This window comes from Acidihalobacter prosperus, from assembly GCF_000754095.2.
Classification (GTDB): domain Bacteria; phylum Pseudomonadota; class Gammaproteobacteria; order DSM-5130; family Acidihalobacteraceae; genus Acidihalobacter; species Acidihalobacter prosperus.
Genome location: NZ_JQSG02000001.1, coordinates 310,041 through 333,227, shown reverse-complemented (window position 1 = coordinate 333,227; position 23,187 = coordinate 310,041). Strand labels below are relative to the sequence as shown.

Here is a 23,187-nt window from a genome sequence, read left to right as displayed (position 1 = left end):
GTCTTCCTTTCAGTGGACGGGTGTACAAGTCTGAGTCGGCGTTGCAGCACCATGCGCGATCTCCGCGTCGCCCGGCTGGGCGTAGATGGACCGGTAAGGGCGAATCTCGTGGTGGCCGTGCTCGGCCAGCAGCAGGTTCGCCAGATCGAACAGAATCTGCCGGGTGCCCTGATAGCCGATCCAGGTGCGCTGGTAGCCGCCCAGATGGTCGTATTGAGGGAACCCGGCGCGCAGCAGCGGCAGGTTCAGACGAAGAGCGGACTCGGCCAGATGCGAGTTGCCGACCAGCACCTCGGCGCCCGCTTCGCTCGCCATGCGCTCCAGATCCTCCAGGTCGCCGATCTGTACCACTGCCGGCGACTGGGCCTCCGTCAGCCGCTGCGTGCGCATCGGTGCGACGGCCGCCACGACCTCGGCGCCCATGCCGTTGAGCAGCGCAGTCAGCGCCAGCAGATGGTCGGGATCGGCGGCAATCGCGACGCGACGCAGACCCAGCATGAAGTGGGTATCGAGCATCGCGTCCTGCAGCTGGCGGCGCTGACGCTCCAGAATGTCCGGCACGGGGCGTCCGGAGACCTGCGCCAGCTTGGCCACCAGACGATCGACCGGCTCCAACCCCATCAGGGTCTCGAAGCGGAAATCCTGCACCCCGGTGCGCTCGCGCAGCAGGTCGGCGGCCTTGTTCATGGAGCCGCCCACGACGATCGTCGCCGCCGCGCGGCTCAACCCGCGGAAGGCGGACACGTCGAGCCCGCCGGTGGTGACCGCGCTGAACGGGGAGTCGCCCAGGTGGCCGTCGAGCGAACCGGACAGATCCGGAATCATCACCGGCTGCAGGCCGAAGGATTCGATCAGCAGCTTGAGAGTCTCGACGTCGCCCGGCGTGAGCAGCGAGCCGGGCAGCACGTTGACCTGGGTCGCCCCTTCGCCGCGCACCGGCCCCACCTCGTGCACGTCCGGCACCAGCTGCTCGATCATCGCGTGCACGGCGGCCGCATATCCGGACTCCATGCAGCCGGTGAAATCCGGCGTGGGCACCGCGACCACCGCCGTGCCGGCGTGCTCCGGGTGGCGTTCGCGGAACACCTTGACCATGCGCCGGATGTCGGCACCCTGGGTTTCCGAAAGGCCGGTGGTGCACAGCCCGATCATCGCGGGGGCGCTTTTCTTGCAGATCGTGTCGAGCGCCTCGACGATGCTCTCGTCGGCACCGAGCACGGTGCTGACCTGATCCATCGCCGTGGTCTGCAGCGGAATCGGCTCGCGGAAGTGGCGCACGAAAAACACCTTGGCGAAGGCCGTGCAGCCCTGCGAGCCGTGCATCAGCGGCATCGCCTGATTGATCCCGAGAAACGCGAGGCTGGCGCCGATCGGCTGGCTGGATTTCAGCGGGCTGACCGACATCGCCTTCTTGCGCTTGATGATCTCAGCCATTGGCCGCCTCCGCGAGCGGCTCGGTCGGATGCCACGGCGCGGCGCGGCGCACGGACTCCCACACCGGGGATTCGATGGTCAGCGCGAGCTGACGGGCCAGTTCCACCATGCCGTCGTATCCCGCGTAGGCGAACTCGCGCTCCTGATTGATGTCGAGGAACGGCACGCGGGCCTTGAGCGCCGTGTACATATTGCGTCCGCCGGCGATGAGGATGTCGGCGCCGTATTCGCGCACGATGCCGATCAGGTTGGCCGGGCTTCCGTCCTCGATCATCTTGGTCTTCTCGCCCATGATCTCGCGGATGCGTTCCTTGTCCTCTTCGGTGGACTTGTTGGTGCCGGTGGCGACCACGTCCATGCCCAGATCCTTGAGCGCAGAGACCACGGACCAGGACTTCACGCCGCCGGTGTAGAGCAGCACACGCTTGCCGTCGAGGTGTTCGCGCCAGGGGTCGAGCGCCGCGACGGTCTTCACCTCCTCGCGTGCGATCACGGCCTCGGTGCGCGCGATCAGGTCCTCGTCGCCGATCACCCGCGCGAAATCGCGCAGTGCCTTCGAGGTATCGTCCACGCCGTACCAACTGCCCTCGAACCACGGCACCGAATGCTGCTCCTCGAGATAGCGCGCGACGTTGAGCAGCGCCTTCGAGCACACCACCATGGTCACCTCGGCGCGATGCATGGTCTGGATGTCGCGGAAGCGCGAGTCGCCGGACAGGGAACCGAGGATGCGCAGACCCAGCTCGTCGAGCAGCGGCGCCACGTGCCAGAACTCGCCGGCGATGTTGTATTCGCCAACCAGATTGATGTCGTGCACGCGGATACCCGGTCGCTGTAGCGACTCGGGCACCGGATCGGGCTCGCGCGTGCCGATGACGTGCTTGCAGATCGCATCGCCGGCCAGGCGATTGCCCAAGTTCTTGGTGCCGTAGAACCCGGCGGCGTCGACCGGCACCACCGGCACGCCCCAGCGCGCGGCGGCATCCTTGCAGATCGCGCCGACATCGTCGCCGGCGACCGCCGGGACGCAGGTGTTGTACACGAACACGGCAGCAGGATCGTACGACTCCACCGCCTGCTTGATCGAATGGAACAGCCGCTTCTCGCCGCGCCCCATGATCACGTCCTGTTCGGTCAGGTCGGTGGTCATGCCCAGGCGGTAGAGCGTCGGCCCGGAGGAACGCGTGCCGCGGTTGTCCCAGGAATTGCCGGCGCAGGCGATGGGACCGTGGACGATATGCGCCACGTCGGCGATCGGCAGCAGCGCGATCTGCGCGCCGTCGAAGGCACAGCCGCCGGCAGTGGCGCCCGGCTTGGGCTTGGAGCACCCCGACTTCGACTTCTTGTTGTGGCTGCAGGCCGGCTCGTCGAGCATGGCCTTGAGTTCTTCCGGCTTCATCATCTTGGCGGTCCCCTGAAAGACGCCGCAGAGAGCGACACACGGGCCATGTTGCAACCGTCATGCCACGGCTCGGAGCCGCGTGAAGCCTAGTCCACGCCCCTCGACGAGGACGCGGCAGGAACCACATTTATCCTTTCAATTCAGATCGATACGACTGCCATACCGGGATGGCTCACGCAGGCGTGGCGGAACGCAGGGAGGGACGATGGCTTTGTCGCAAACGCGACACAGGGGACAGGTCCGGAGGGGCTGCGACAAAGTCGCCGAAGGCCGCCATCGGATGCCGGATCGATGCCCGCGCCCGCTACATTTTCGGCGCGAACAGCTACCGGGCGGCGGGCGACGGCGCGACCCGGGTCGCCGGGTAGCAGGAACGCAGACGCAACTTCTTGTACCGCAGATACACGACGAAGCGGCCGGGCTCCGGCTCGTAGAGTGCGACGCTGCCCACCGGATGCGTCGTGCAGTAATTGATCTCGCTCTCGTAGAACGATCCGGCGACGACATCGAAGCGGTAGCGCTCGCCCGCGACGGCCACGGTCCGCGTGCACAGATAACCCAGCGGCTGGCCGCTCTTGATTGCGGGCTCGCCGACGAATGCCCCCTCGCCCACCCGCTTGCCGAGCTCGGCCGGATTGCAGCCCGCGAAGGCGGTCGAGACCATTGCCAGCGAGAGCAGGAGAATCTTGATCGGTTCGTTCATGGCCCTTTCCGATGCGGTCATGGCGGATATAGCGTGCGGCATTTCAAACGGCCGACAGATGCAGCCGCCCCCTCGGCGCCCGCGTTCTCGGCGCACGCAGGGCTGTCATTTTAGCCTCGATCCGAGCCCGCCGTATCGATTCTCGGATCGGGTCGGTGCGCAGCGTAATCCGCATGTGACAAGCCCCAGCTAGAGTGGACAGACGCCGACGAAACCCTTAGTTTCATCGCCTGAACAAATCCATCGCCGTGAAATTCGGCCATTTCAACGCCCGCGGCACTCGCTTGTCGTGCCGGCCGAATCGCGTAGAATCCCCACCCTTTTGCACGCCGGAGTTACACGTGTTCCAGTTGTATTACGCTCATGCCGCCAAGGCGCGGGACGACATTCTTTCGGGCCTGACCGTCGCCTTCGCCCTGGTGCCGGAAGCCGTCGCCTTCGCGTTCGTGGCCGGCGTCAATCCTCTGGTCGGGCTCTACGGCGCCTTCATGATGGGGCTGGTGACTTCGCTCATCGGTGGCCGCCCCGGGATGATTTCGGGCGCCACCGGATCGATGGCCGTGGTGATGGTCGCCCTGGTCGCGAAACACGGCGAACAATATCTGTTCGCCACGATCATCGTGGCCGGGCTGCTGCAAATGGTTTTCGGCGCGCTGAAATTCGGCAAATACATCCGCATTGTGCCGCTGCCCGTGATGCTGGGTTTCGTCAACGGCCTCGCGATTGTGATCTTTCTCGCTCAGCTCAACCACTTCAAGGTGCAGGGCGCCGACGGCTCCGCCCACTGGCTGTCGGGCATGCCGATGGCCCTCATGCTCGGCCTGACCGCACTCACCATGGCGATCATGTACGTCTTGCCCAAGATCACCCGCGCCTTTCCCGCCGGTCTCGCCGCGATCATCGCACTGACCCTGCTGGTGCATCTGGCCGGGCTGCACACGCCGCTGGTCAGCTCTATTGCCGACATCCGCGGCGGCTTCCCGAGCTTCCACATCCCGAGCGTGCCGATCACGCTGGATTCGCTCAAGGTCATCCTGCCCTACGCGGTCATCCTGGCCGGCGTCGGTCTGATCGAGTCGCTGCTCACGATGACGGTCGTGGACGAGGTGACGAACACGCGCGGCCAGGGGAATCGCGTGTCCATCGGCCAGGGCGCCGCCAACATGGTGAACGGCTTCTTCGGCGGCATGGGCGGCTGCGCGATGATCGGCCAGACCATGATCAACGTCACCTCCGGCGGTCAGCGCAACCTGTCCGGCATCGTCGCGGCGCTGTCGCTGCTGGCGTTCATCATGTTCGCCTCCGGCCTGATCAATCTGGTGCCGGTGGCCGCGCTGGTCGGCCTGATGTTCATGGTGGTGATCCAGACCTTCGAGTGGGGCAGCTTCAACTTGCTGAACAAAATCCCGCGCGAGGATATTTTCGTCGGCATGCTGGTCACGGTCATCACCATTTTCACGGACCTTGCGATTGCCGTCGTCGTCGGCGTCATCGCCAGCGCGCTGACGTTCGCCTGGAAACAGGCGAAACACATCTACGTGCAAGCCCGCGACGAATCCGACGGCACCCGCATCTACGAAGTGCACGGCCCCTTGTTTTTCGCGTCCACGCACCGCTTCGGAGAACTGTTCAAACCCGAAAACGATCCCAAGGACGTCGTGGTCGATTTCGCGCACTCCAGAGTGGCCGACCACTCCGCCATCGAGGCCATCGACACGCTGGCCACCCGCTACGCAGACGCCGGAAAATCGCTGCGCCTGCGGCACCTGAGCCAGGAATGCCGGGTTCTGCTGGAAAAGGCAGGAAATCTCGTCGAGGTCAACATCAGTGAGGACCCGCATTATCACGTGGCGGATAATTCGCTGGCCTGAATTAAGCTAGAACGTTTCTGAAAACAGAACCTGAAATGCCGTGCTACTCAGGCAGAAAACGACCCACTCCGGCCATACGTGTATCGCTAACACACTGACGGCTCCAGGTCCAAAAGTGGTCATTCAATTCCAACATAAGCGACGGCCTTTAGGCTGCTCAGTGAAGGCCAGAAGGGTCGGAACGAGCTTAATGCACTTGTTAGATTTAAGTGCTCCCACGTTTGGTCGTACCCCTGACAGCAATAGATGCCATTAAAAACGTGGAGCCACTAATAAGGGAACCAGCTACGCTCAATACAGCTACAACAAAGCTCTTTGGATCATCGAACTTCGGCGAGTAAACCCAGACAGAAAAGGCTGCCAAGGCGAACAGAAGCTGAAAACAAAGACCAATAGCCACTCGGCCCTTGAGATCTGGATAACGCGGCCAGTTCTGCAACAATGCCTTTGTGTCTTCGGCAGGGAGAAGTATGGATTTGGCCTCCGTAATACTCCAACCAAAGATTGCAGCGGGGAGAAGGGCTAGATATTTCACTGCATCAGGCCCTGCAGCAAACGCGCTTGATATTCGCCTGATTGAATCAGGCGTATTGATGATAAGGTAGGCGGCCACCGCGATGATGAGCATTTCGGGCGATACGAACACCCAGCGCAAGGTGCTCTTAATACTAGCCATGCTCCATATCTCGCTCTTCCGAAATTACTTCAAATTTGTGGCGAACGATGGTCGCAAGTTTTTCGACATCCGGCTCCTTCTCATGAAGGAAGCTCTTCTGCGTATCGGATGTCCTTATCACTATCTGCTCATCGTCCTTCTGTCCGACAACTTTTCCGGAACCATAGCCATCGGCAGCCATTAGCAAAGCAGCATCCGTTATCGCTGCCGGTCTCTCAATCTGACGAATGGTTTTCTCAAGGATGATGTTGATCAATTCGACAATTTGGCTCGTAAGACCGGACTCTTGATCACTCTTTTCAGCAAGCACGATCTCTGACGCATTTCTTTGTTTGATGTATTCGTTTAGGTCTCTCCATAAATCTCCGAATAAAGGGTTAGGCGGATGAACCTTCGCACGAATCTCAGATATCTTCTCTAGGGCGCGTAACTTTGTCGCAAAGGCCTGGTAATCAGCGATCGGATCAATTTCGCATCTAACGAAAAACCTGTCGTAGGCCTCTTCAACCAGTCGAGAGAACCTGCGCCGAAATACATCTTCCTGGACCCCATTCCAGACATGCAGATATGCGATTCCGGAGAAATCCGGAAGATAGACAAACGGAGATGCGGCAATGAGTAGGTTTTCTGCTGTTGCCTCAACCTGAGAATGGGCTACAGGATCAACAACGGTCAACTGACCTTGCTGGGCATATTTGGAGAGGCGCCCGAAAAGAAAGGGTTTATCCCGACTCGTCTGATCAATGACATCGGTAATAGTCCACGACGCACCGGAAACTGGAACCGTGGGGGCATTGACAATTGCTGCGAGCAGCTTCTCTTGATCAAGCTCACCCGTCTTTATGACTCGGCCTAAGTAGTACCGCCCACGTCTCATACTTCCCCCTTGAATCTAACGCTTAGCTAAAGGGTGAACTACCACCAGTTCTCTAGACATCATCTTGGTGTACTTGGTTTCCGTGGATATGAGTACCTCGTAATTAGAATCGGACATCACAGCGTCCAGGACTCCTAATGACCCCATGCCTGCTATTGGCCGATCCTTGCCATCCCGAATCCACAACGACTCAGACTGAGTGTCAATGGCTGGTAACCATAGTGAAGCAGTCAATCGTGGCTGGGAAGTGAACCGCCCCGGGAAGCGCGGAGGCTGTTTGGTTGAAGTTAAGCGACAACGGAGGCTGGCTGCCTGAGTTGCCGGTAGTAGTGTGCCTCAGCTTCTGCGGGCGGGATATGGCCCAAGGGTTCCATCAGGCGTTGGTTGTTGAACCAGGACACCCATTCCAAGGTGGCCCACTCGACGGCATCGGCGGATTTCCAGGGGCCACGCCGATGGATGACTTCGGCCTTGTACAGGCCGTTGATCGTTTCGGCCAGAGCATTGTCGTAACTGTCGCCCGTGCTGCCGACGGAGGGTTCGATACCGGCCTCCTGGAGTCGTTCGGTGTAACGGATGCTGACATATTGAGACCCTTTGTCGCTGTGATGGATCAAGGCGTCGCGTTCGGGCTGACGGGCGTAGAGGGCCTGCTCCAGGGCATCGAGCACGAAGTCCGTGGTCATCGTGCGACTGACCCGCCAGCCGACGATGTAGCGGGCGAACACGTCGAAGACGAAGGCGACATACACCCAGCCCTGCCAGGTTGAGACGTAGGTGAAGTCCGAGACCCACAGCGGGTTGGGCCGCTCGGCCGTGAACCGGCGTTTGACCCGATCCAGAGGACACGGTGCCGCGGGGTTGCTGATCGTGGTGCGCACCGCCTTGCCGCGAATGACGCCGCGCAGACCCAGGCGGCGCATCAGCCGCTCGACCGTGCAGCGGGCCACAGCAATGCCTTCGCGCCGGAGCTGCTTCCAGACCTTCAAGGCACCGTAGACCTGCTGGTTGGCCTGCCACACACGCTCGATCTCGGGCAGCAGTGTCTCATCACGTCGATCCCGGGCGCTGCGCAACGCAGGGCTGCGCCGCCTTGCGGCATGACGTCGATACGCCGACGGGGCGATCTGCAACACGCGGCAGATCGGCTCGACCCCAAAGACGTCGCGATGTTGATCGATGTACGCGTAGCGGCTTACGACTTGAGCTTGCGGTCGAGCTCCGCCTGGGCGAAAAAAGCACTGGCCGTGCGCAGGATCTCGTTGGCCCGGCGCAACTCCTTGTTCTCGCGCTCCAGCTCCTTGATGCGCTGGATTTCGGCTGTGGTCGTACCCGGGCGCGTCCCGCCATCGACCTCGGCCCGCTTGACCCATTCATGCAGGGTGTTGGCCGAACAGCCGATCTTCGGCGCAATCGACTCCACCGCCGACCACATCGAGGGATACTCGCCACGGCGCTCCTGCACCAGACGCACCGCACGCTCACGTACCTCAGGGGAATACTTCTTGGCTTTGTTCATGGCTCCATTCTCTCAAGTGTCGGAGCCTCCTCAAAACCCGGGGCGGTTCAAAGTGCCTAAAGAACTGGTGGCGATTCTCTCTTCTACAGCTACTCCTGCTCATGTTTTTCGTCATGGCGTTCGCGAAGGGACCTGGTTAGGGCCAGTAACAATTCAAAATCAGAAAATGTAACCTCACGTAATTGATCTAGTTTCTGAGAATATCCATCCATGGTTGGATCGGCTTCCCCTTTTGCATGAGCTAGCCAAGACTGAAGCCGGAAATATCTCTGTTCTAGGAAGCCGCCATGAACATATGCCGACAGGCTGTCATAGATCTTTTCGATTTCAGCAATGTCATCGCTTAGCGATTGAACAAAAGACATCACATTGAAACCCTTTTCTTTAAATATGTTGTAGTTTTCTTTCCCCTCAGGCACGTAAGATCCTAGAAGACGTATTGACCCTTTATGGAACTGATCGATCTGAGACCGGTCTTTATCGAATACCCGCCATAGCCGTGCACCTTTGTGTACACGACCACTCACTTCTATATAAGCGCGGGCAGCCAGTGCAAAGGCATACTCATTGTTCATACCTTTCGCAAGACTGAGGGTTTGCTCTATTCTGATTAGCGGACTCACACCTGCGTAGTAGGCACTAAGCGTTATATTGACAATAGCCTGAGATAACATATCTTCGATCTTGTGCTCGTTAGCATATTTCCGAACTTTATTGAGTTCGTTTCCAATTTCCACAAGGCGAGCTGAGTGAGGACATGCGAGAACGCTCTGCCAGAACTCTTTTTCTTGTTGCTCGGCTAATTCTTGGTCTTCTTCTTCCGCATAATCATTCACGGCATGTCAATCCGAAGAGAGTTGATCGTAAATCGCCGTCAGTTATCTGGAAATTGTGGAGGCGTAATTGGTTTCCGCCAGATTATGGCTGTTCCGTACCAGAAGCAGACAATCTAATGACGTGAACGAATGAAGGTTGAGCGCCCGATTTTGGCCGAATAACGCCATTTTTCATTGCGCTTTCATAATGGCCTGGGTTGATCGTTCGGAAACAGCTCTATCATCAACTGCGCCATCGACAGATTCTGTTTAAATTTAGAAAAGAGCGCATCACGATACCTAAGTCTAGGGATGCGTTCGCCTGATGCAGTTCTTCTCCCGGCTGACACAGTGGTCCTATGTGCTTCTATATATGGCATTTCTTGATCGAGACCTTGCCCGTAGAAGCTGTATGAGGTTGGTTTGATGTCGCGAAGCGAGTGATGAACCACGACAATACAGGCACCCGGATACATTGCAAATTCAACTCTGACAGAAAATTTACGCGGCTTCTTTTCGTCGTGTGCCTGTTTGAGTTGTATCCGACGAACCATAACGTCTCTTTCGATGATCAGATCGCAACCTGAGTCGTCGACTTCAGCCGTCAAGATCGTGAGCCTCTCTCTTGGATCTTCCATCCACACATGGCTTGCCAGTTCGGCTAGAAAAGCATGGCGCAGGACATTTTCTACATGTGTGGAGCGCTCTGCTAATGCTTCAATCCTGTCCTCACGCTCAAAATTGTCCATGACGCTCTCCTCAAACCTGGCTCTGCAATGGCCACAGTAGCGGTACTCATATGGCCAGTATCACGGGAATGCTTGGAGTGTCTTAGCTTCCAACCAAAGCGGTCAATGCTATGTCTGCATTTAGATCCAACGACCGTCGGCTTCTGGCCCAGGGTGTGTCAAAACGTGAACCAAGAGAGTCCCATTTGATCTAAGTTTGAAGGCAGATTTCTGGGGGCGGGATGAAGCGTTTTATTGAAGGTCAGAGCCGTACGCAAAGCGTCTTGTTTCCAGAAGTCCTTGATGATTATGTCAGCGATGCCAACCCGGTTCGTGTGGTTGATGTCTTTGTCGATGAACTGGATCTGGGTGCGCTGGGATTTGCCGGGGTTGAGCCGGCGTCTACGGGACGTCCCGGTTACCATCCGGCCGTTCTTCTCAAGCTTTACATCTATGGGTATCTCAACCGGGTGCAATCCTCGCGTCGTCTTGAGCGTGAGGCCCAGCGCAACGTCGAGCTGATGTGGCTGACCGGTCGCCTGATGCCGGATCACAAGACCATTGCCCGCTTTCGCCAGGAACATGGACAGGCCATCGGTAATGTCTGTCGCCAGTTTGTGTATCTGTGCCGTCAGCTGGGTTTGTTCTCCGAAGCCCTGGTGGCCATCGACGGGAGCAAGTTTAAGGCGGTGAACAACCGGGACCGGAACTTCACGAAGGCTAAGCTCAAGCGTCGAATGGAAGAGATCGACAAGAGCATCCAGCGTTATCTGGTGGATCTGGACACGGCCGATCGTCAGGAAGATGAGGTGGCCCGGGCCCAGTCAGGGCGTCTTCAGGACAAGATCTTAGCGCTCAAGTCACAGATGAAGCAGCTGCAGGCCATCGAGACCGAACTCAATGCGAGTCCAGATGGCCAACTCTCACAGACCGATCCGGATGCACGTTCCATGAAGAGCCGTGGCGCAGGGATCGTTGGTTATAACGTCCAGACTGCGGTTGATGCGCAACATCACCTGATTGTCGCCCATGCGGTGACCTCGCACGGCAGTGATCGTGACCAGCTCACAACGATGGCAGAACACGCTCGAACGGCCACGGGTGAAACGGATCTGACAGTCATTGCGGATCGGGGGTATTACAAAAGCGAACAGATCCTGGCCTGTCATGAGGCGGGCATTACCGCCATCGTGCCGAAGACCACGACGTCGGGCGCCCGAGCTGATGGCCGCTTCGACAAGGCGGACTTTATCTATGATGCGACCAACAATGAATATCGCTGTCCTGCCGGACAACGTTTGATCTGGCGTTATGTCAGCACAGAAGGTGGCCTGAAGATCCATCGTTACTGGAGCTCACATTGCCCACGGTGCGACATTAAATCCCAATGCACGCCCGGTGATTATCGACGGGTCAGTCGTTGGGAGCATCAGGATGTCCTCGAAGCCATGCAAAGACGTCTGGATCAGGCGCCGCAGAGCATGCGCATCCGAAGACAAACGGTCGAGCATCCATTCGGAACGATTAAATCATGGATGGGCCACACGCACTTCCTGACCCGAACCCTGGAACATGTGAGTACCGAGATGAGCCTGCATGTATTGGCCTACAACCTCAAGCGCATGATGAACCTGATGGGAACGCAAAACCTGATCCAGGCCATCCAGGCTGGGTGAAACCCGGCGCGCCAATCCCTTCTTTATTCAGCACCACAGGTTTCTACTGAAGGGGCCAGCTGATTAGCTTAAGACCCAGATCGGCGGTTTTGACACGGCCTCGGCCGATTTCAGCCCTACAGAATCCTTTTACGGCTCCCGCTGTTGCGCAGTAAAACAAGCGCGAACAGTAGCGTGCCGAGAAACACGAGGTCTTCCGGCAAAGTCGAACGTCTTTCACCATGATGAATATCGTTGATTGTCATCTAACGGCGAATATATAGCGTGAAAGGTCAGCCTGGGTGAGACGCGCAGCCCATCGATGGATCTAGCGACTGGGCCGCAGTTCCCCGCGCTCCAGCCGTTCATTCAGCAAACCGATCACCTCGGTGGCCACCCCCACGATCTGGCTGGCACCGAACCCGCCCTCCGTGAGTTCCGGTAGATCGTCTTGGCGACGATCTTGGCGAGATGCACCGGGTCGGGGCTCAGCGGCGTGTCTCGCGAGCCGCCGCTCTTGTGTTCCAGGGCCAGGGCCAGCTGCAGGAAACGCGAGCGCAGCACGTTCTGCAGTTGGGCTACGTGGATCGACTGTCCCATGAACATCGAGAATACGTTGAGCAAATCCAGGTCGCGCGTGGTGAACGAGCCGCCGCCCGTACGGTTGGAAACGTTGATCACGCCGATGATCTTGCCGCCGAGGCGAATCGGCACGGAGATCAGGCTACCGCCCCGGCCGCTACGCCGTCGCGACTTGCCGGCAAAGCTCGATTGCGCGATATCCGGGATCAGCAGGGGCTCGCCGGTCGCGGCGACATGGCCCGAAACGCCCTCGTTGATGCGGGTGGCGACCTCGTAGGCAACCTTGGGCATGGTTCCATAATGGGCGTAGACACGCAGGGTCGCCTCGGCGGGAATGTCGTCCCGCGCCTCATCCTCGCCCAGCAGCATGATGGAGGAGCGTTCGGCCGACAGCAGTTGGGCCGTCATCTTCGCCAGTTCGCCCATGGCGTCGTCCAGACTTTTATGCCTTTCGATCAACGCGGAGGCGTCGATCAGACGAGATATGAAATCCGCATCGTAGGACATGTCGCTCGCCGTTATCGTGTCGCCGGATTCGCCGTGCAGGCGGTGTGCCCCTGCACGGCTCCCGTCTATCAGCATAGGCCACCCGTGGCATGCCAGGCGATAGTTTGTTCTTATCGCCAGAATGCTCTCCGCACGCGCCCCGGACGCGACAGAACGCCATCGCGACCCAACGACCCACGAATCGCGCGGAAATGCGCTTCGAGTTTCGCGGCTAGCTCACGCTGGCGAGTCGCCCCAGGCGTTCCTCGGCAGCGGCACGGACATCTTCCACCGGGTCGTCGAGCAGGCGGCGCAGGGCCTGGCGGCGGACGCGGGGGACGGCAGCGAGGCGGACGGCCCAGTCTGGGTCCGTCAGCATGCGAACCGCCGCCTCGGCCGGCAGGCGGGCGGCCACGGCGGCGCGCACCTCGGCGGCCGGGTCGTCGGCGAGTTGGGGAAGCAGCGATTCCGGCAGGCGCTCGGCAACGGCCTGGCGCACCTGACGGTCGCGGTCGCGCACCAGGGGCAGGAGCTGCGCGGGAGGAAGGCGCCGCGCGAGCCAGGTGCGCACCGAATAGTCGGGGTCGTCGAGCAAGGCGGGCAGATCGGCCTCGGGCAGACGCGCGGCCACGGTGATGCGCACCTCGCGATCCGGGTCGCGCATCAGTTCGCTGAGTCGCTCAGGCGGCAGTCGGACGGCCACCGCGCGGCGCACGGCTTCGTCGTCGTCGTCGATCAGCTCCAGCACCCTCTCGTCGGGCAGATAGCGCACGATGATGGCGCGGGTTTCCCAGAAAGGGTCTTCGATGTAGGCCGGGGCCAGCTCGGGGTTGCTACGGAAAAAGCGGTCGATGCGCCGGCCGCTGCAGGCCATCACGCAGGCATCGTCGGGACGGCAGCGACCGGCCGCGGCGCGGATGGCATGTACGCAAGCACGGCAGTCGGTGAGGCCGGTCGCGGACGGACCGCAACGGTCATGCCCGTCGACGCCTTCGTGTGCGCCGCCGCCCATTCAGCGCCCGGTTGCGGTGCCGTGGCCGACCGCACGCCGCCACTGTCCCAGCAGGCCGCCCAGCCCGACCGACCAGCGGCCGGCCACGCCCTGGCTCTTGAGAGCGCGCACATACTGCGCATCGCCTTCGAGAATATGCTGCCGCCACCCTTGCGTCAGATAGGCGACGAACGTCTCGTTCAGGCGTTGCTCGCCGGCATGGTGGCGTTGCAGGAAGATTTCCAGCTCGATCAGCGCGGCGTCGTGCAGCCGTTTATGCGCCGTATATTCCGGGTATACCAACAGACGCATCGCATATTCTTCCATCACCAGATGCACGCGGATGTAATCGATCAGGCGCGTCAGGCACTCGTCGATCGCCCGCCGCTCATCGAGGCGCGCCACCGCCGCGCTCAGGGCGTCGATCTGCTCGAACACCAGACGGTGCTGCTCGTCGATTTCCGCGATGCCGAGTGCGTAATCCTGCGTCCAGGCGGCGGCTGTCTTCATGTCGCCCCCATCGCGCGCCGTGGCGTCGATTCAGTACGCGCCGCCACGACGCCACCTCAGCAGGCCGGTCACGCCTGGCAGCCAGGCGCGCGCCGCGCCCTTTTTCATCAGCGTGGGCACATATCGTGCGTCGTCGATGAGGATATGCCGGCACCACCAACCGCCTATGAATTCGAAAAATTCGAGCGCCACTTCGCGGTCGCCGGCGGCATGACGCCGTGAAAATGCCGCGATCTGGCGCACGCCCTGCTCATGGGCGCCCTTGTGGGCTTCGTAGCCGGTGTAGGCGAACATGCGCAGCACGCATTCCTCCATGACAAGATGGATGCGCGCGTACTCGGCCATGCGCTCGATGATGTTGCCGATATGCTGGTGCGAGTCCCCGTGGACAATGGCTTGCCGCAGCTCCTCGATCTGTTCGAACACGATCTTGTGCTGCTCGTCGATTTCCTGGATACCCAGTGCATAATCGCGCTTCCAGCCGGCGTATTCGGTGATGTTTTCGATCATTCGCGTTTTACCCTCGGCGCAGCCGACGCGCTTGCTCGCGGGCCGGCTGCGCGGTCAGTCGTCTTCGTTGCTCACGGCCGCCAGCAGCAGACCGCTGGCGGGCTCGGGGTCGTCCGTCAGGCTCAGGCAATGGTCGCGGGCATCGACCAGATAGATGCGCAGTCCCGGCCGCTCGACGTAGGGGCGGACTGGATCGACCACATCGTCGGCGGCGCAAGTCGTGAAGTGCACCTGCGGATAATGCTGGCGCAGCTGGCTCAGCGTGTCGGCATCCAGCTCGCGTCCGCCGAGGCGGTCGGCGATGGCGGTCGGCAGGATCGGGTCCATCGTGTCAGACCTCCTCCCGACCGGCGGACGCCTCGAAACGCACCCGCTGCTCGGGCGGCAGCCCCATCAGCTTGGCCAGCCACGGCGGCGGCGTCTCCACCATGACGCGTTGCAACTCGTCGAGCACGGCGTCGGCGGCTGCGGCCTCGCTCAGCTTGATGGGATAGATGCCGGTCTTGATCACCTTGGCCGCCGCCGGCCCGCCGATGGAGGCGAGATAGAGCACATGGCAATCTCGGATCAGCCCGGCACGGAAGGCGTTCTTGTCGTCGGCGTCGCGCTCGTCCGGCAAGGCGGCACGCCGCACGTCGATCAGGCGGCGCTCGGAGGTCGATACCTGATATACCAGGAAGCGGCTGCAGGCACCGAAATGCCCATCCACGCGATCGGCACCGTCCGAGGCACAGGCCACGCGCACCGAGCCCGGCATGTCGCCCTCGGCATAGTCCTGCAGTGGCGGATGGGCCGGGTCTTCGACTCCTTCGCCGCGCAGCCGCGCGGCGGCCAGCTTCAGGGCCTCGGCCGGCTGCGCGGACAGCTGCGGATGTCCCTTGAGATCCTTGACTCTGAGCGCATCCAGCGCATCGTCGGCCAGCGGCGCGCCGAGCCGTTCGAGCAGGATTTCGAGCAGGCCCTGTACGCCCAGCGCGGGCAACTCGCGCGCGGCCAGGCCGATGCGAAGGGCCGCCTCCCGGCTGAGCATGGCGGGTGTGTTCATGGCGCATCCCTCCCGTTCACAGGCGCCTGGCGCGCAGGGTGATCGGCAGATTCGGCATCGTGGACAGGGGCTCCAGGTAATAGCGCGAACCGTCCATGAGCTCGACCTCGCCGCCCCAACCATCAGGGCCATCGAATTCCAGACGGGCGATGGTTTCCTCGAGATCCTTCTTGGCCACGTAGAACGACAGCTTCCCGCTGGGGTCGCGTCGGATCATCACGTTCGGCATGGCAATACTCCTTGGCGCCGGGCGCCGACAAGAGAACCGCGCCGGGTATCTTCCCGGCGCGGTTCGCGGGGCTCAGCGGATCAGGTCGTAGTTGTAGTCCGTCGTGCCCATTCCGCGGGTGTCGTCGTCCAGACGCGCCAGCACTTCGTTCACCAGGGTCTTGAGGACGTGCATGGCACCCTCGTAACCCAGCGTGGTGTCGCGGTGCAGGTGATGACGGTCGAAGATCGGGAAGCCGAAGCGGATCAGCGGAACCTCGAATGCCTCGCCCTTGTGCAGCGTATCTCGCTGGATGAACTTGCCGTAGGAGTTGCCGATCAGGAAGTCCGGCTTGTCGGTGAACACCAGCGAACGCAGGTGCCACAGATCGCGGCCGATGTGGACCTCGCAGCCCGTGCCGTATGGCGAGTCGTCCAGGATCTTGTCCATCGCCTTCTTCCAACGCTTGTTGGCGTTGTTGGCCAGGATGTGGACCGGCTCGGCACCCAGCTCGAGCAATAGCTTGGTCATGCCCATCACGAAGTCGGGATCGCCGTACAGCGCATAGCGCTTGCCGTGCAGCCAGGCATGCGAGTCGGTGATCATGTCGACCAGGCGACCGCGCTCCTTGGTCAGGGACTCCGGAATCGGCTTGCCGGTGATCTCGGAGACCTTCATCAGGAACTCGTCGGTCCATTCCAGCCCCATCGGGATATTGAGCTTGGGCGCCTCATGCTTCCAGGTGTTCTGCACGTATTTACGCGTCTTGTCGGACTGCCAGGGCTGCAGGAAGAGCGTGTCGAATGCGTTGGGGGCATCCTTGACCTCATCCATCGTGGTGCCGCCCGCATACATGCGGAACTTGCCGTCGGCAGGCGTATCGAGCACTTCCGTGGGGTCGGACAGCATGGTCGTCTCGACACCCATCTCTTCCAGCATGCGCTTGATCACGCGGAAGTTGCCGAGATAGGTCTCGAAGCCGGGGACGACGTTGAGCTTGCCGTTGGCACCGACCTGCTTGTCTTCCATGTAGTTGAGCGTGAAGTAACGCAGAATGCCTTCCTGCATGTTGTCCCAGCCGGTGGTATGCGAACCCACGAAGCTCGGCGTATGCGCGAAGGGGACGGGATATTCCTGTGGAATATGCCCTTCCTTCTTCGAGTTGTTGATGAAGGCGTTGAGGTCGTCGCCGATCACCTCGGCCATGCAGGTCGTGGAGACCGCGATCATGTCGGGCTTATACAGCGCCTTGGCGTTTTCCAGGCCGTCGAACATGTTCTTCTGGCCGCCGAACACCGCCGCATCTTCCGTCATGGAGTCGGACACGCAGGCGATCGGCTCCTTGAAGTGACGGTTGAAATAGGTGCGGAAGTAGGCCACGCAACCCTGCGAACCGTGCACGTAGGGCATGGTCTTTTCGTAGCCCAGCGCGCAGAGCACGGCGCCGAGCGGCTGGCAGGCCTTGGCCGGGTTGACGGTCAGCGCCTCGCGCTGGAAGTTGAGTTCCTGATATTCCTTCGTGGTGGTCCATTCGAAGACCTCGCGAATCTTCTCCGCGGGGTGCATCTCTTCGTATTTCGCACGCTTGTCGCCGATGACCTTCTTGTATTCCTCATTACGGAACAAGGGGTACGACGGCTGTATATTCTCGACATCTTGGCTCATCGGGGTTCTCCTCGCCGCGCCACTCATCCGTGGACAGACGGCTCAATGGGAAAATCGTGTTCCGGGTTGCGTGCCCGGGACTCGCGTCCCGGGCACGGCCCGCAGTCTTACGCGTTGGCCGCCAGCGCGGTCTCGGCATCTTCCGAAGCCGCCCACGGGGTCTTCACGAAGGCCCAGCAGGGGTTGTTCAGGGTCATGTCCATGTCCCGTGCGAAGATGGCGAAGCCGTCGTAGCCGTGATACGGACCCGAGTAATCCCAGGAATGCATCTGGCGGAACGGAATGCCCATCTTCTGGAAGATGTACTTCTCCTTGATGCCGGAACCGATCAGGTCGGGCTTCACCTTCTTCACGAATTCCTCGAACTCGTAGCCGGTGACGTCGTCGTAGATCAGCGTGGCGTTGCCCATTTCCTTGATCGTGCGGTCGTAGTCATCGTTGTGGCCGAACTCGTAGCCGGTACCCACGACTTCCATGCCCAGATCCTCGTACGCGCCGATGACGTGACGCGGACGCAGGCCGCCGACGTAGAGCATCACGCGCTTGCCTTCCAGGCGCGGACGGTACTTGGCGATGACCGCGTCGTACTCGGCGCGATACTTCTCGATCACGCGCTCGGCGCCTTCCTTGATCTTGTCGTCGAAGTAGCTGGCGATCTTGCGCAGCGACTCGGCGATCTTGGTCGGGCCGAAGAAGTTGTACTCAACCCATGGAATGCCGTACTTCTCTTCCATGTGACGCGAGATGTAGTTCATCGAGCGGTAGCAGTGCAGCAGGTTCAGCTTGACCTTGGGGGTCAGCTCGATTTCGGCCAGGGTGCCGTCGCCGGACCACTGGGCCACCACGCGCAGACCCATCTCCTCGAGCAGGATGCGCGAGGACCAGGCGTCGCCGCCGATGTTGTAGTCGCCGATGATCGCCACGTCGTAAGGCGTCGTCTCGAAGCTGTTGTCGTTGTCGCGGTTGGGCAGCACCCAGTCGCGAATCGAGTCGTTCGCGATGTGGTGACCCAGCGACTGCGACACGCCGCGGAAACCTTCGCAACGCACCGGCACGACCGGCTTTTCGATTTCCTTGGAGGTCTTCTTGGCCACCGCCTCGATGTCGTCGCCGATCAGACCGATCGGGCACTCGGACTGGATCGACACGCCTTTGCTCAGCGGAAACAACTGATCGATTTCCTCGATCATCTTCGCCAGCTTCTTGTCGCCGCCGAACACAATGTCCTTCTCCTGGAAATCCGAGGTGAAGTTCATGGTGCCGAAGGTGTTCACGCCGGTGGTGCCGACGTAGTAGTTGCGTCGGCCGGCACGCGAATACTGGCCGCAGCCCACCGGGCCGTGGGAAATGTGGATCATGTCCTTGATCGGCCCCCACACCACGCCCTTGGAGCCGGCATAGGCGCAGCCGCGGATCGTCATCACGCCGGGCAGCGACTTGCGGTTGGAAGTGATGCACTTGTTGGACTTCTCCAGCGACTGGTCGTTGGTCGCCAAGTGCTTGGCGCGGTCCTTGCGCGCCTTCTCCGGATAGACTTCGAGCACCTCCTGGATCAGAGCCTCGGTTTCTTCTCGATTGATCAGGGTCATCGTTTCGATCTCCATGCACCGCGCCGACCGCCCATCCGCGGACCGACGCGAACAAGATGCGCCGGCCCCGGGCGGGGCCGGCGTTCGTTCATGCCGCTCAGGCAGTCGCCTCCGCGACCGCCTCGTCGGCAGCGGTCTTGCCGACGATGCTCAGATCCTCCTCGTCCATGATGCCGAACTCGGTCAGCAGCTCTTCGAGTTCGTCCATGGTGCAAGGCGTGGGGATGCAGAACTGGGTGTTCTCCACGATCTTCTTCGCCAGCGCACGATACTCGTCGGCCTGCTTCGCCTTCGGGTCGTACTCGATGACGGTCATGCGGCGAATCTCGGCGCGCTGCACGACGTTGTCGCGCGGGATGAAGTGGATCATGCGGGTACCGAGCTTGCGGGCCAGCGCCTCGATCAGCTCGTCTTCACGGTCGGTGTTGCGGGAGTTGCAGATCAGACCGGCCAGACGCACGCCACCGGAGTTGGCGTACTTCACGATGCCCTTGGAGATGTTGTTGGCCGCGTACATGGCCATCATCTCGCCGGACACCACGACATAAATTTCCTGAGCCTTGTTCTCGCGGATGGGCATGGCGAAACCGCCGCACACCACGTCGCCCAGCACGTCGTAGAACACGAAGTCCAGGTCTTCCTCGTAGGCGCCCTCTTCCTCCAGGAAATTGATGGAGGTGATCACGCCGCGGCCGGCGCAGCCAACGCCCGGCTCCGGACCGCCGGACTCGACGCACTTGATCTCGGCATAGCCGCTCTTGAGCACGTCTTCGAGTTCGAGATCCTCGACGCTGCCGGCCTCGGCCGCCAGCTCCATGATGGTGTTCTGGGCCTTGGAGTGGAGAATCAGGCGAGTCGAGTCGGCCTTCGGGTCGCAACCGACGATCATCACCTTCTTGCCCATCTCTGCCAGGCCGGCCACCAGATTCTGCGTGGTCGTCGACTTGCCGATACCACCCTTGCCGTAGATTGCGCACTGACGCATTACCATCGCTTTATCTCCTATGGGGAAATTGACCAAACGTGCTTACGCCAGCGTCATGGAGCAAGCGATGTGCCAAGATCGCAAAAACACCCAATGAATTGTTTTAATAAGGTTTTTTTGATCAAGCCCGCACACGAAGCTGCGTAGGCGACGCGACACAAACCCACACGGGTTGTCTGGATAGCGACAAAGCGCACGTGCTACGGGGGCACCACAGGCGCGGGCGCATGCCACCGGCATCGCGCCCGCAGGATAAGGATATCGACTCGATGCGGACGGACGCCCATGACGCGCGCGGGTGATGTCGGGGCAAAACCGGGGGGAACAGGGATGACGGCAAACCGGAGCGGCGAGAAGATCGCCGCTCCGGCTGCCTCGGGGATACGACGGGTCAGGCGCGCAACAGCGCCTTGGCGAGACGCTCGGAGATCTGATCGGCGGTGAACTGCGGCTCGTTCGGCGGATACAGCGTGTCCTCGTCGAACTCAAAACCGTGCTCGCGGGCGAGCGCGAACATTTCCTTGAGCTTCTGGCAGCCCTTGAGCTGGGCACCCAGCGCGGCGTCCGCGCGCGCCTTGGCGGAAAAGGCGGCAATAGCCTGAATCGACATGATGGTCCTCTTGCGGGTGTGGGTGAATCGTGCTGCTGTCCGTTCGTCCGCTGCGACCGAAAAAACCGCAGCGCCGCGTTGCTCGTCGCTTGTTTGGCATCGTCAAACTTCGCGCCCGCGCCTCGATTGGCGGCTGATAGACCCGCCACATCGCATGAACGGACGCTCGTCAGTCCCGAGCTTCCGCTTCCTCGGCGCCGGTATAGCGGCGAAACCGTTTTTCGCGCGAAATGCCGAGTATCTTGGCGAGCCAAGGCGGCGGCGAATGCCGGATCACCTGCTGCAGATCGGCCAGCACGTCTTCCGCCGGCCCGCCCTCCAGCTTCTTCATTGGATGAATATCGGCACGCACGATCTTGGCGGCCGCCGGCCCGCCCACGGAAACGACATACAGCACCTGACAGTCGCGAATCAGATCGACCCGGAAAAGATTCTTGTCGTCGGCATGGTCGGCCGCCGCAGCCGAACGGATATCGATCAGGCGTATCTCGCCGGCGGAAACCTGATAAACCAGAAAGCGCAGACAGGAACCGAAATGTCCGTCCAGATTAGCGCCGCTGTTGGAGGCGATCGCCACGCGGATCGATCCCGGCATATCATCCTCGGCATAGGCCGCCGGCCTGGGCAAGCTATCGTCCTCGCTGGTTTCGCCCCACAAAATGCGTACCGCGAGCTTGATCGGCTCCAGTCCGCCCCGATCCATGCCGTCGGTATTCTCGCTGTCCTCCTCGCCGTCCAGGCTGCCGATACCGGCCTTGAGGTCGGTCACGGTGATGCGTGCGAGCTTGTCCAGATCGAGCGGCGTGCCCAGTCGATCGTTGAGCACCTCGATCAAGGTGGACAAATCGGTGTCCGGCAGACTGCGCGCCGCCAGTGCGATGCGCAGCGCGGTGTCGCGGTCGATATTGGCAACGTTCATCGTCAAAGCCTCAAAAAGTGAGCCGGGTCAGGCCTGCGGCGGATGCGTCCGACTGCTCGGCCGGCGTGCGCGCCGTCACCGACAGCGCATGCAGGGTGCCGCGACGGATATCCTCGGCGAACAGCGCCAGCACCGCCCTCTGCCGCGCGAGCAGCCCCATGCCGGCAAAGGTCTCGCTGACCACCGTCAGCTCGAAGCTGCAATCCTCCCCCGCCACCGCGATCGCGGCGTCCGGATAACGCGCCCGCACGCGCCTGACGATTTCGCCATCCTGCATGACGTCTCCTCCACTCAGCAGGCGGCGGCGCGCAGCATGGGCACGAGCTCGCCGCTGGCCAGCATCGCCTCCATGATGTCGCTGCCGCCGATGATTTCGCCCTGGATGAACAATTGGGGAAAGGTCGGGAAATCGGAAACCTCGGGCAACGCCTGCATGATCAGCGGCGACGACAACACGTCGACATAAGCGAAATCGACGCCGGAGGCGCGCATCACAGCGGCCGCCTTGGCGGAAAAACCGCAACGCGGCGCCTCGGGCGTGCCCTTCATGTACAGGATCACGGGATGGTCCTTGAGCTGCTGACGAATCTGGTCGCTGGTCTTCATGTGAAACTCCGCAGGCGAAGGGGATGAATCGTTCAGGCCGGCAAGGCGATGTCGCACGACGACTGATGCCGCTCCCATGCGGCCCAGCCGCCGGCAAGGTTGTAAACCCGCCGCAACCCGATTCGGGTCAGAAAGGCGCACAGGTCGCGGCTGCTGTGGCCGTGATAGCAGTAGACCAGCACCGACAGCGGCTGGTGACGACGGCTGATCAACGCGTCGATCACCTCGTCGCTGGGCGGCATCGCATGCGGCAGCCGCCCCCGTGCCTGCGCGTGCGCGTCGCGCACATCGATCACCACCAGATCATCCCGACCCAACAGGGCATGCACCTCGACCGCATCGATATCCTGGTAGCTCATCACCGCATCCTCGTCGTCATTGTGTCGTCGAGAATGCCAAAGCAATGCGCGTACCAACCTAAAAACAACCGTTATCGTTTGTTTTTATTTGAAATAATGACGAACAAACGAAAACGATGCCTGTCGCAAACGCGACAATTGACATCCTCCGCACCCTTGAGCGGGATTGCGGAGGGCATTCACGAGGCGGACGCGCAATTACGCTGCACGGTATTGGCATCGCCGCTCCCCACAAGCAAGGCACGATTTCATTTATACGGCACCGCCGCGGATTTATCGGAGGCCTGGTCACGCGGCTCAGGCATACCCGGCCGGCGGTAACGAATACGCCTGTTCGATTTCGAGCGTCGACATATTGCCGAAGGGCGTCGACCGCCGCCGATGATTGAACCCGTCCGCCCTGCCAGCCGGAATAAATGCCGCGACCGATGCCCCCGCTACC

The 23,187-nt window shown here is 61.0% G+C and carries 25 protein-coding genes and 1 other annotated feature; of the genes, 2 read left to right on the top strand and 23 right to left on the bottom strand.

Going from position 1 to position 23,187, the window contains the following annotated elements:
- Positions 1-9: 9 nt before the first annotated feature.
- The 3 genes from nifN to THPRO_RS01580 form a co-directional block, all read right to left on the bottom strand.
- Positions 10-1,434, bottom strand: a complete 1,425-nt coding sequence (gene nifN, locus THPRO_RS01590) for a nitrogenase iron-molybdenum cofactor biosynthesis protein NifN (RefSeq protein WP_065089113.1) — start codon at positions 1,432-1,434, stop codon at positions 10-12.
- Positions 1,427-2,836 (bottom strand): nitrogenase iron-molybdenum cofactor biosynthesis protein NifE, encoded by a 1,410-nt coding sequence (gene nifE, locus THPRO_RS01585; protein WP_407922434.1) that lies wholly within the window; start codon positions 2,834-2,836, stop codon positions 1,427-1,429. Before nifE ends, nifN begins: the two co-directional genes overlap by 8 nt.
- Before the next feature lie 325 nt (positions 2,837-3,161).
- Positions 3,162-3,539: a hypothetical protein gene (locus tag THPRO_RS01580; RefSeq protein ID WP_038093373.1), complete on the bottom strand. Its 378-nt coding sequence runs from the start codon at positions 3,537-3,539 to the stop codon at positions 3,162-3,164.
- Positions 3,540-3,880: 341 nt separating this feature from the next.
- Here THPRO_RS01580 and THPRO_RS01575 point away from each other — a divergent pair, with 341 nt between their 5' ends.
- Positions 3,881-5,410 carry a SulP family inorganic anion transporter gene (locus THPRO_RS01575; protein WP_065089112.1) on the top strand — a complete coding sequence of 510 codons (1,530 nt, stop codon included), beginning with the start codon at positions 3,881-3,883 and terminating at the stop codon, positions 5,408-5,410.
- Positions 5,411-5,615: 205 nt separating this feature from the next.
- Here the strand turns inward: THPRO_RS01575 and THPRO_RS01570 are convergent, their stop codons facing one another.
- From THPRO_RS01570 to THPRO_RS16530, 5 genes are all read right to left on the bottom strand, one after another.
- Positions 5,616-6,086, bottom strand: coding sequence for a hypothetical protein (locus THPRO_RS01570; RefSeq protein WP_065089111.1), 471 nt, complete (start codon positions 6,084-6,086; stop codon positions 5,616-5,618).
- Entirely contained in the window at positions 6,079-6,963 is an 885-nt protein-coding gene (locus tag THPRO_RS01565; protein WP_038093370.1) for a hypothetical protein, read from the bottom strand. Before THPRO_RS01565 ends, THPRO_RS01570 begins: the two co-directional genes overlap by 8 nt.
- Positions 6,964-7,250: 287 nt before the next feature.
- Positions 7,251-8,482, bottom strand: a protein-coding gene (locus tag THPRO_RS01560) for an IS3 family transposase (RefSeq protein WP_407922433.1) whose coding sequence is annotated in 2 segments (ribosomal slippage) — positions 7,251-8,203 and positions 8,203-8,482 — 1,233 coding nt in all. Because the reading frame shifts where the segments join, the coding sequence is not laid out codon by codon here.
- Positions 8,082-8,204: a sequence feature (AL1L pseudoknot), on the bottom strand. It overlaps the preceding gene by 123 nt.
- An 89-nt stretch (positions 8,483-8,571) precedes the next feature.
- Positions 8,572-9,318, bottom strand: a complete 747-nt coding sequence (locus THPRO_RS16535; RefSeq protein ID WP_145930657.1) for a hypothetical protein — start codon at positions 9,316-9,318, stop codon at positions 8,572-8,574.
- A 182-nt stretch (positions 9,319-9,500) separates the two neighbouring features.
- Positions 9,501-10,046: a hypothetical protein gene (locus tag THPRO_RS16530; RefSeq protein ID WP_145930656.1), complete on the bottom strand. Its 546-nt coding sequence runs from the start codon at positions 10,044-10,046 to the stop codon at positions 9,501-9,503.
- A 221-nt stretch (positions 10,047-10,267) separates the two neighbouring features.
- Here THPRO_RS16530 and THPRO_RS01550 point away from each other — a divergent pair, with 221 nt between their 5' ends.
- Positions 10,268-11,701, top strand: coding sequence for an IS1182 family transposase (locus tag THPRO_RS01550; protein WP_065089110.1), 1,434 nt, complete (start codon positions 10,268-10,270; stop codon positions 11,699-11,701).
- Positions 11,702-12,061: 360 nt separating this feature from the next.
- Here the strand turns inward: THPRO_RS01550 and THPRO_RS01545 are convergent, their stop codons facing one another.
- The 15 genes from THPRO_RS01545 to THPRO_RS01475 all read right to left on the bottom strand — a co-directional run bounded on the left by THPRO_RS01545 (position 12,062) and on the right by THPRO_RS01475 (position 22,745).
- Entirely contained in the window at positions 12,062-12,769 is a 708-nt protein-coding gene (locus tag THPRO_RS01545) for a GAF domain-containing protein (protein ID WP_161489914.1), read from the bottom strand.
- A gap of 211 nt (positions 12,770-12,980) precedes the next feature.
- Positions 12,981-13,760, bottom strand: coding sequence for a 4Fe4S-binding leucine-rich repeat protein (locus tag THPRO_RS01540; protein WP_082954360.1), 780 nt, complete (start codon positions 13,758-13,760; stop codon positions 12,981-12,983).
- Complete coding sequence (locus THPRO_RS01535; protein ID WP_052064656.1) at positions 13,761-14,249, bottom strand: bacteriohemerythrin; 489 nt, start codon at positions 14,247-14,249, stop codon at positions 13,761-13,763.
- Positions 14,250-14,279: 30 nt separating this feature from the next.
- Positions 14,280-14,759 carry a bacteriohemerythrin gene (locus THPRO_RS01530; protein WP_038093048.1) on the bottom strand — a complete coding sequence of 160 codons (480 nt, stop codon included), beginning with the start codon at positions 14,757-14,759 and terminating at the stop codon, positions 14,280-14,282.
- 54 nt (positions 14,760-14,813) lie between these two features.
- Positions 14,814-15,086: a DUF6129 family protein gene (locus tag THPRO_RS01525; RefSeq protein WP_052064655.1), complete on the bottom strand. Its 273-nt coding sequence runs from the start codon at positions 15,084-15,086 to the stop codon at positions 14,814-14,816.
- Positions 15,087-15,090: 4 nt separating this feature from the next.
- A complete protein-coding gene (locus THPRO_RS01520) occupies positions 15,091-15,804 on the bottom strand; it encodes a dinitrogenase iron-molybdenum cofactor biosynthesis protein (RefSeq protein WP_038093045.1) in 714 nt (237 codons plus the stop codon).
- Between the two features lie 16 nt (positions 15,805-15,820).
- Positions 15,821-16,033 (bottom strand): putative nitrogen fixation protein NifT, encoded by a 213-nt coding sequence (gene nifT, locus THPRO_RS01515; protein ID WP_038093043.1) that lies wholly within the window; start codon positions 16,031-16,033, stop codon positions 15,821-15,823.
- Between the two features lie 72 nt (positions 16,034-16,105).
- On the bottom strand, positions 16,106-17,677 hold the full coding sequence (gene nifK / locus THPRO_RS01510; RefSeq protein WP_038093040.1) for a nitrogenase molybdenum-iron protein subunit beta: 1,572 nt from the start codon (positions 17,675-17,677) through the stop codon (positions 16,106-16,108).
- Positions 17,678-17,784: 107 nt separating this feature from the next.
- Entirely contained in the window at positions 17,785-19,266 is a 1,482-nt protein-coding gene (nifD, locus tag THPRO_RS01505; protein WP_038093081.1) for a nitrogenase molybdenum-iron protein alpha chain, read from the bottom strand.
- Positions 19,267-19,363: 97 nt separating this feature from the next.
- Complete coding sequence (gene nifH / locus THPRO_RS01500) at positions 19,364-20,257, bottom strand: nitrogenase iron protein (RefSeq protein WP_038093037.1); 894 nt, start codon at positions 20,255-20,257, stop codon at positions 19,364-19,366.
- Between the two features lie 385 nt (positions 20,258-20,642).
- Entirely contained in the window at positions 20,643-20,861 is a 219-nt protein-coding gene (locus THPRO_RS01495) for a Nif11-like leader peptide family natural product precursor (protein WP_038093034.1), read from the bottom strand.
- A 169-nt stretch (positions 20,862-21,030) separates the two neighbouring features.
- Complete coding sequence (locus THPRO_RS01490) at positions 21,031-21,780, bottom strand: dinitrogenase iron-molybdenum cofactor biosynthesis protein (protein WP_038093031.1); 750 nt, start codon at positions 21,778-21,780, stop codon at positions 21,031-21,033.
- 10 nt (positions 21,781-21,790) lie between these two features.
- Complete coding sequence (locus THPRO_RS01485) at positions 21,791-22,057, bottom strand: BolA/IbaG family iron-sulfur metabolism protein (RefSeq protein WP_052064654.1); 267 nt, start codon at positions 22,055-22,057, stop codon at positions 21,791-21,793.
- Positions 22,058-22,071: 14 nt separating this feature from the next.
- A complete protein-coding gene (grxD, locus tag THPRO_RS01480; protein ID WP_038093028.1) occupies positions 22,072-22,386 on the bottom strand; it encodes a Grx4 family monothiol glutaredoxin in 315 nt (104 codons plus the stop codon).
- Positions 22,387-22,418: 32 nt separating this feature from the next.
- Positions 22,419-22,745: a rhodanese-like domain-containing protein gene (locus tag THPRO_RS01475; protein WP_038093025.1), complete on the bottom strand. Its 327-nt coding sequence runs from the start codon at positions 22,743-22,745 to the stop codon at positions 22,419-22,421.
- Positions 22,746-23,187 lie beyond the last annotated feature (442 nt).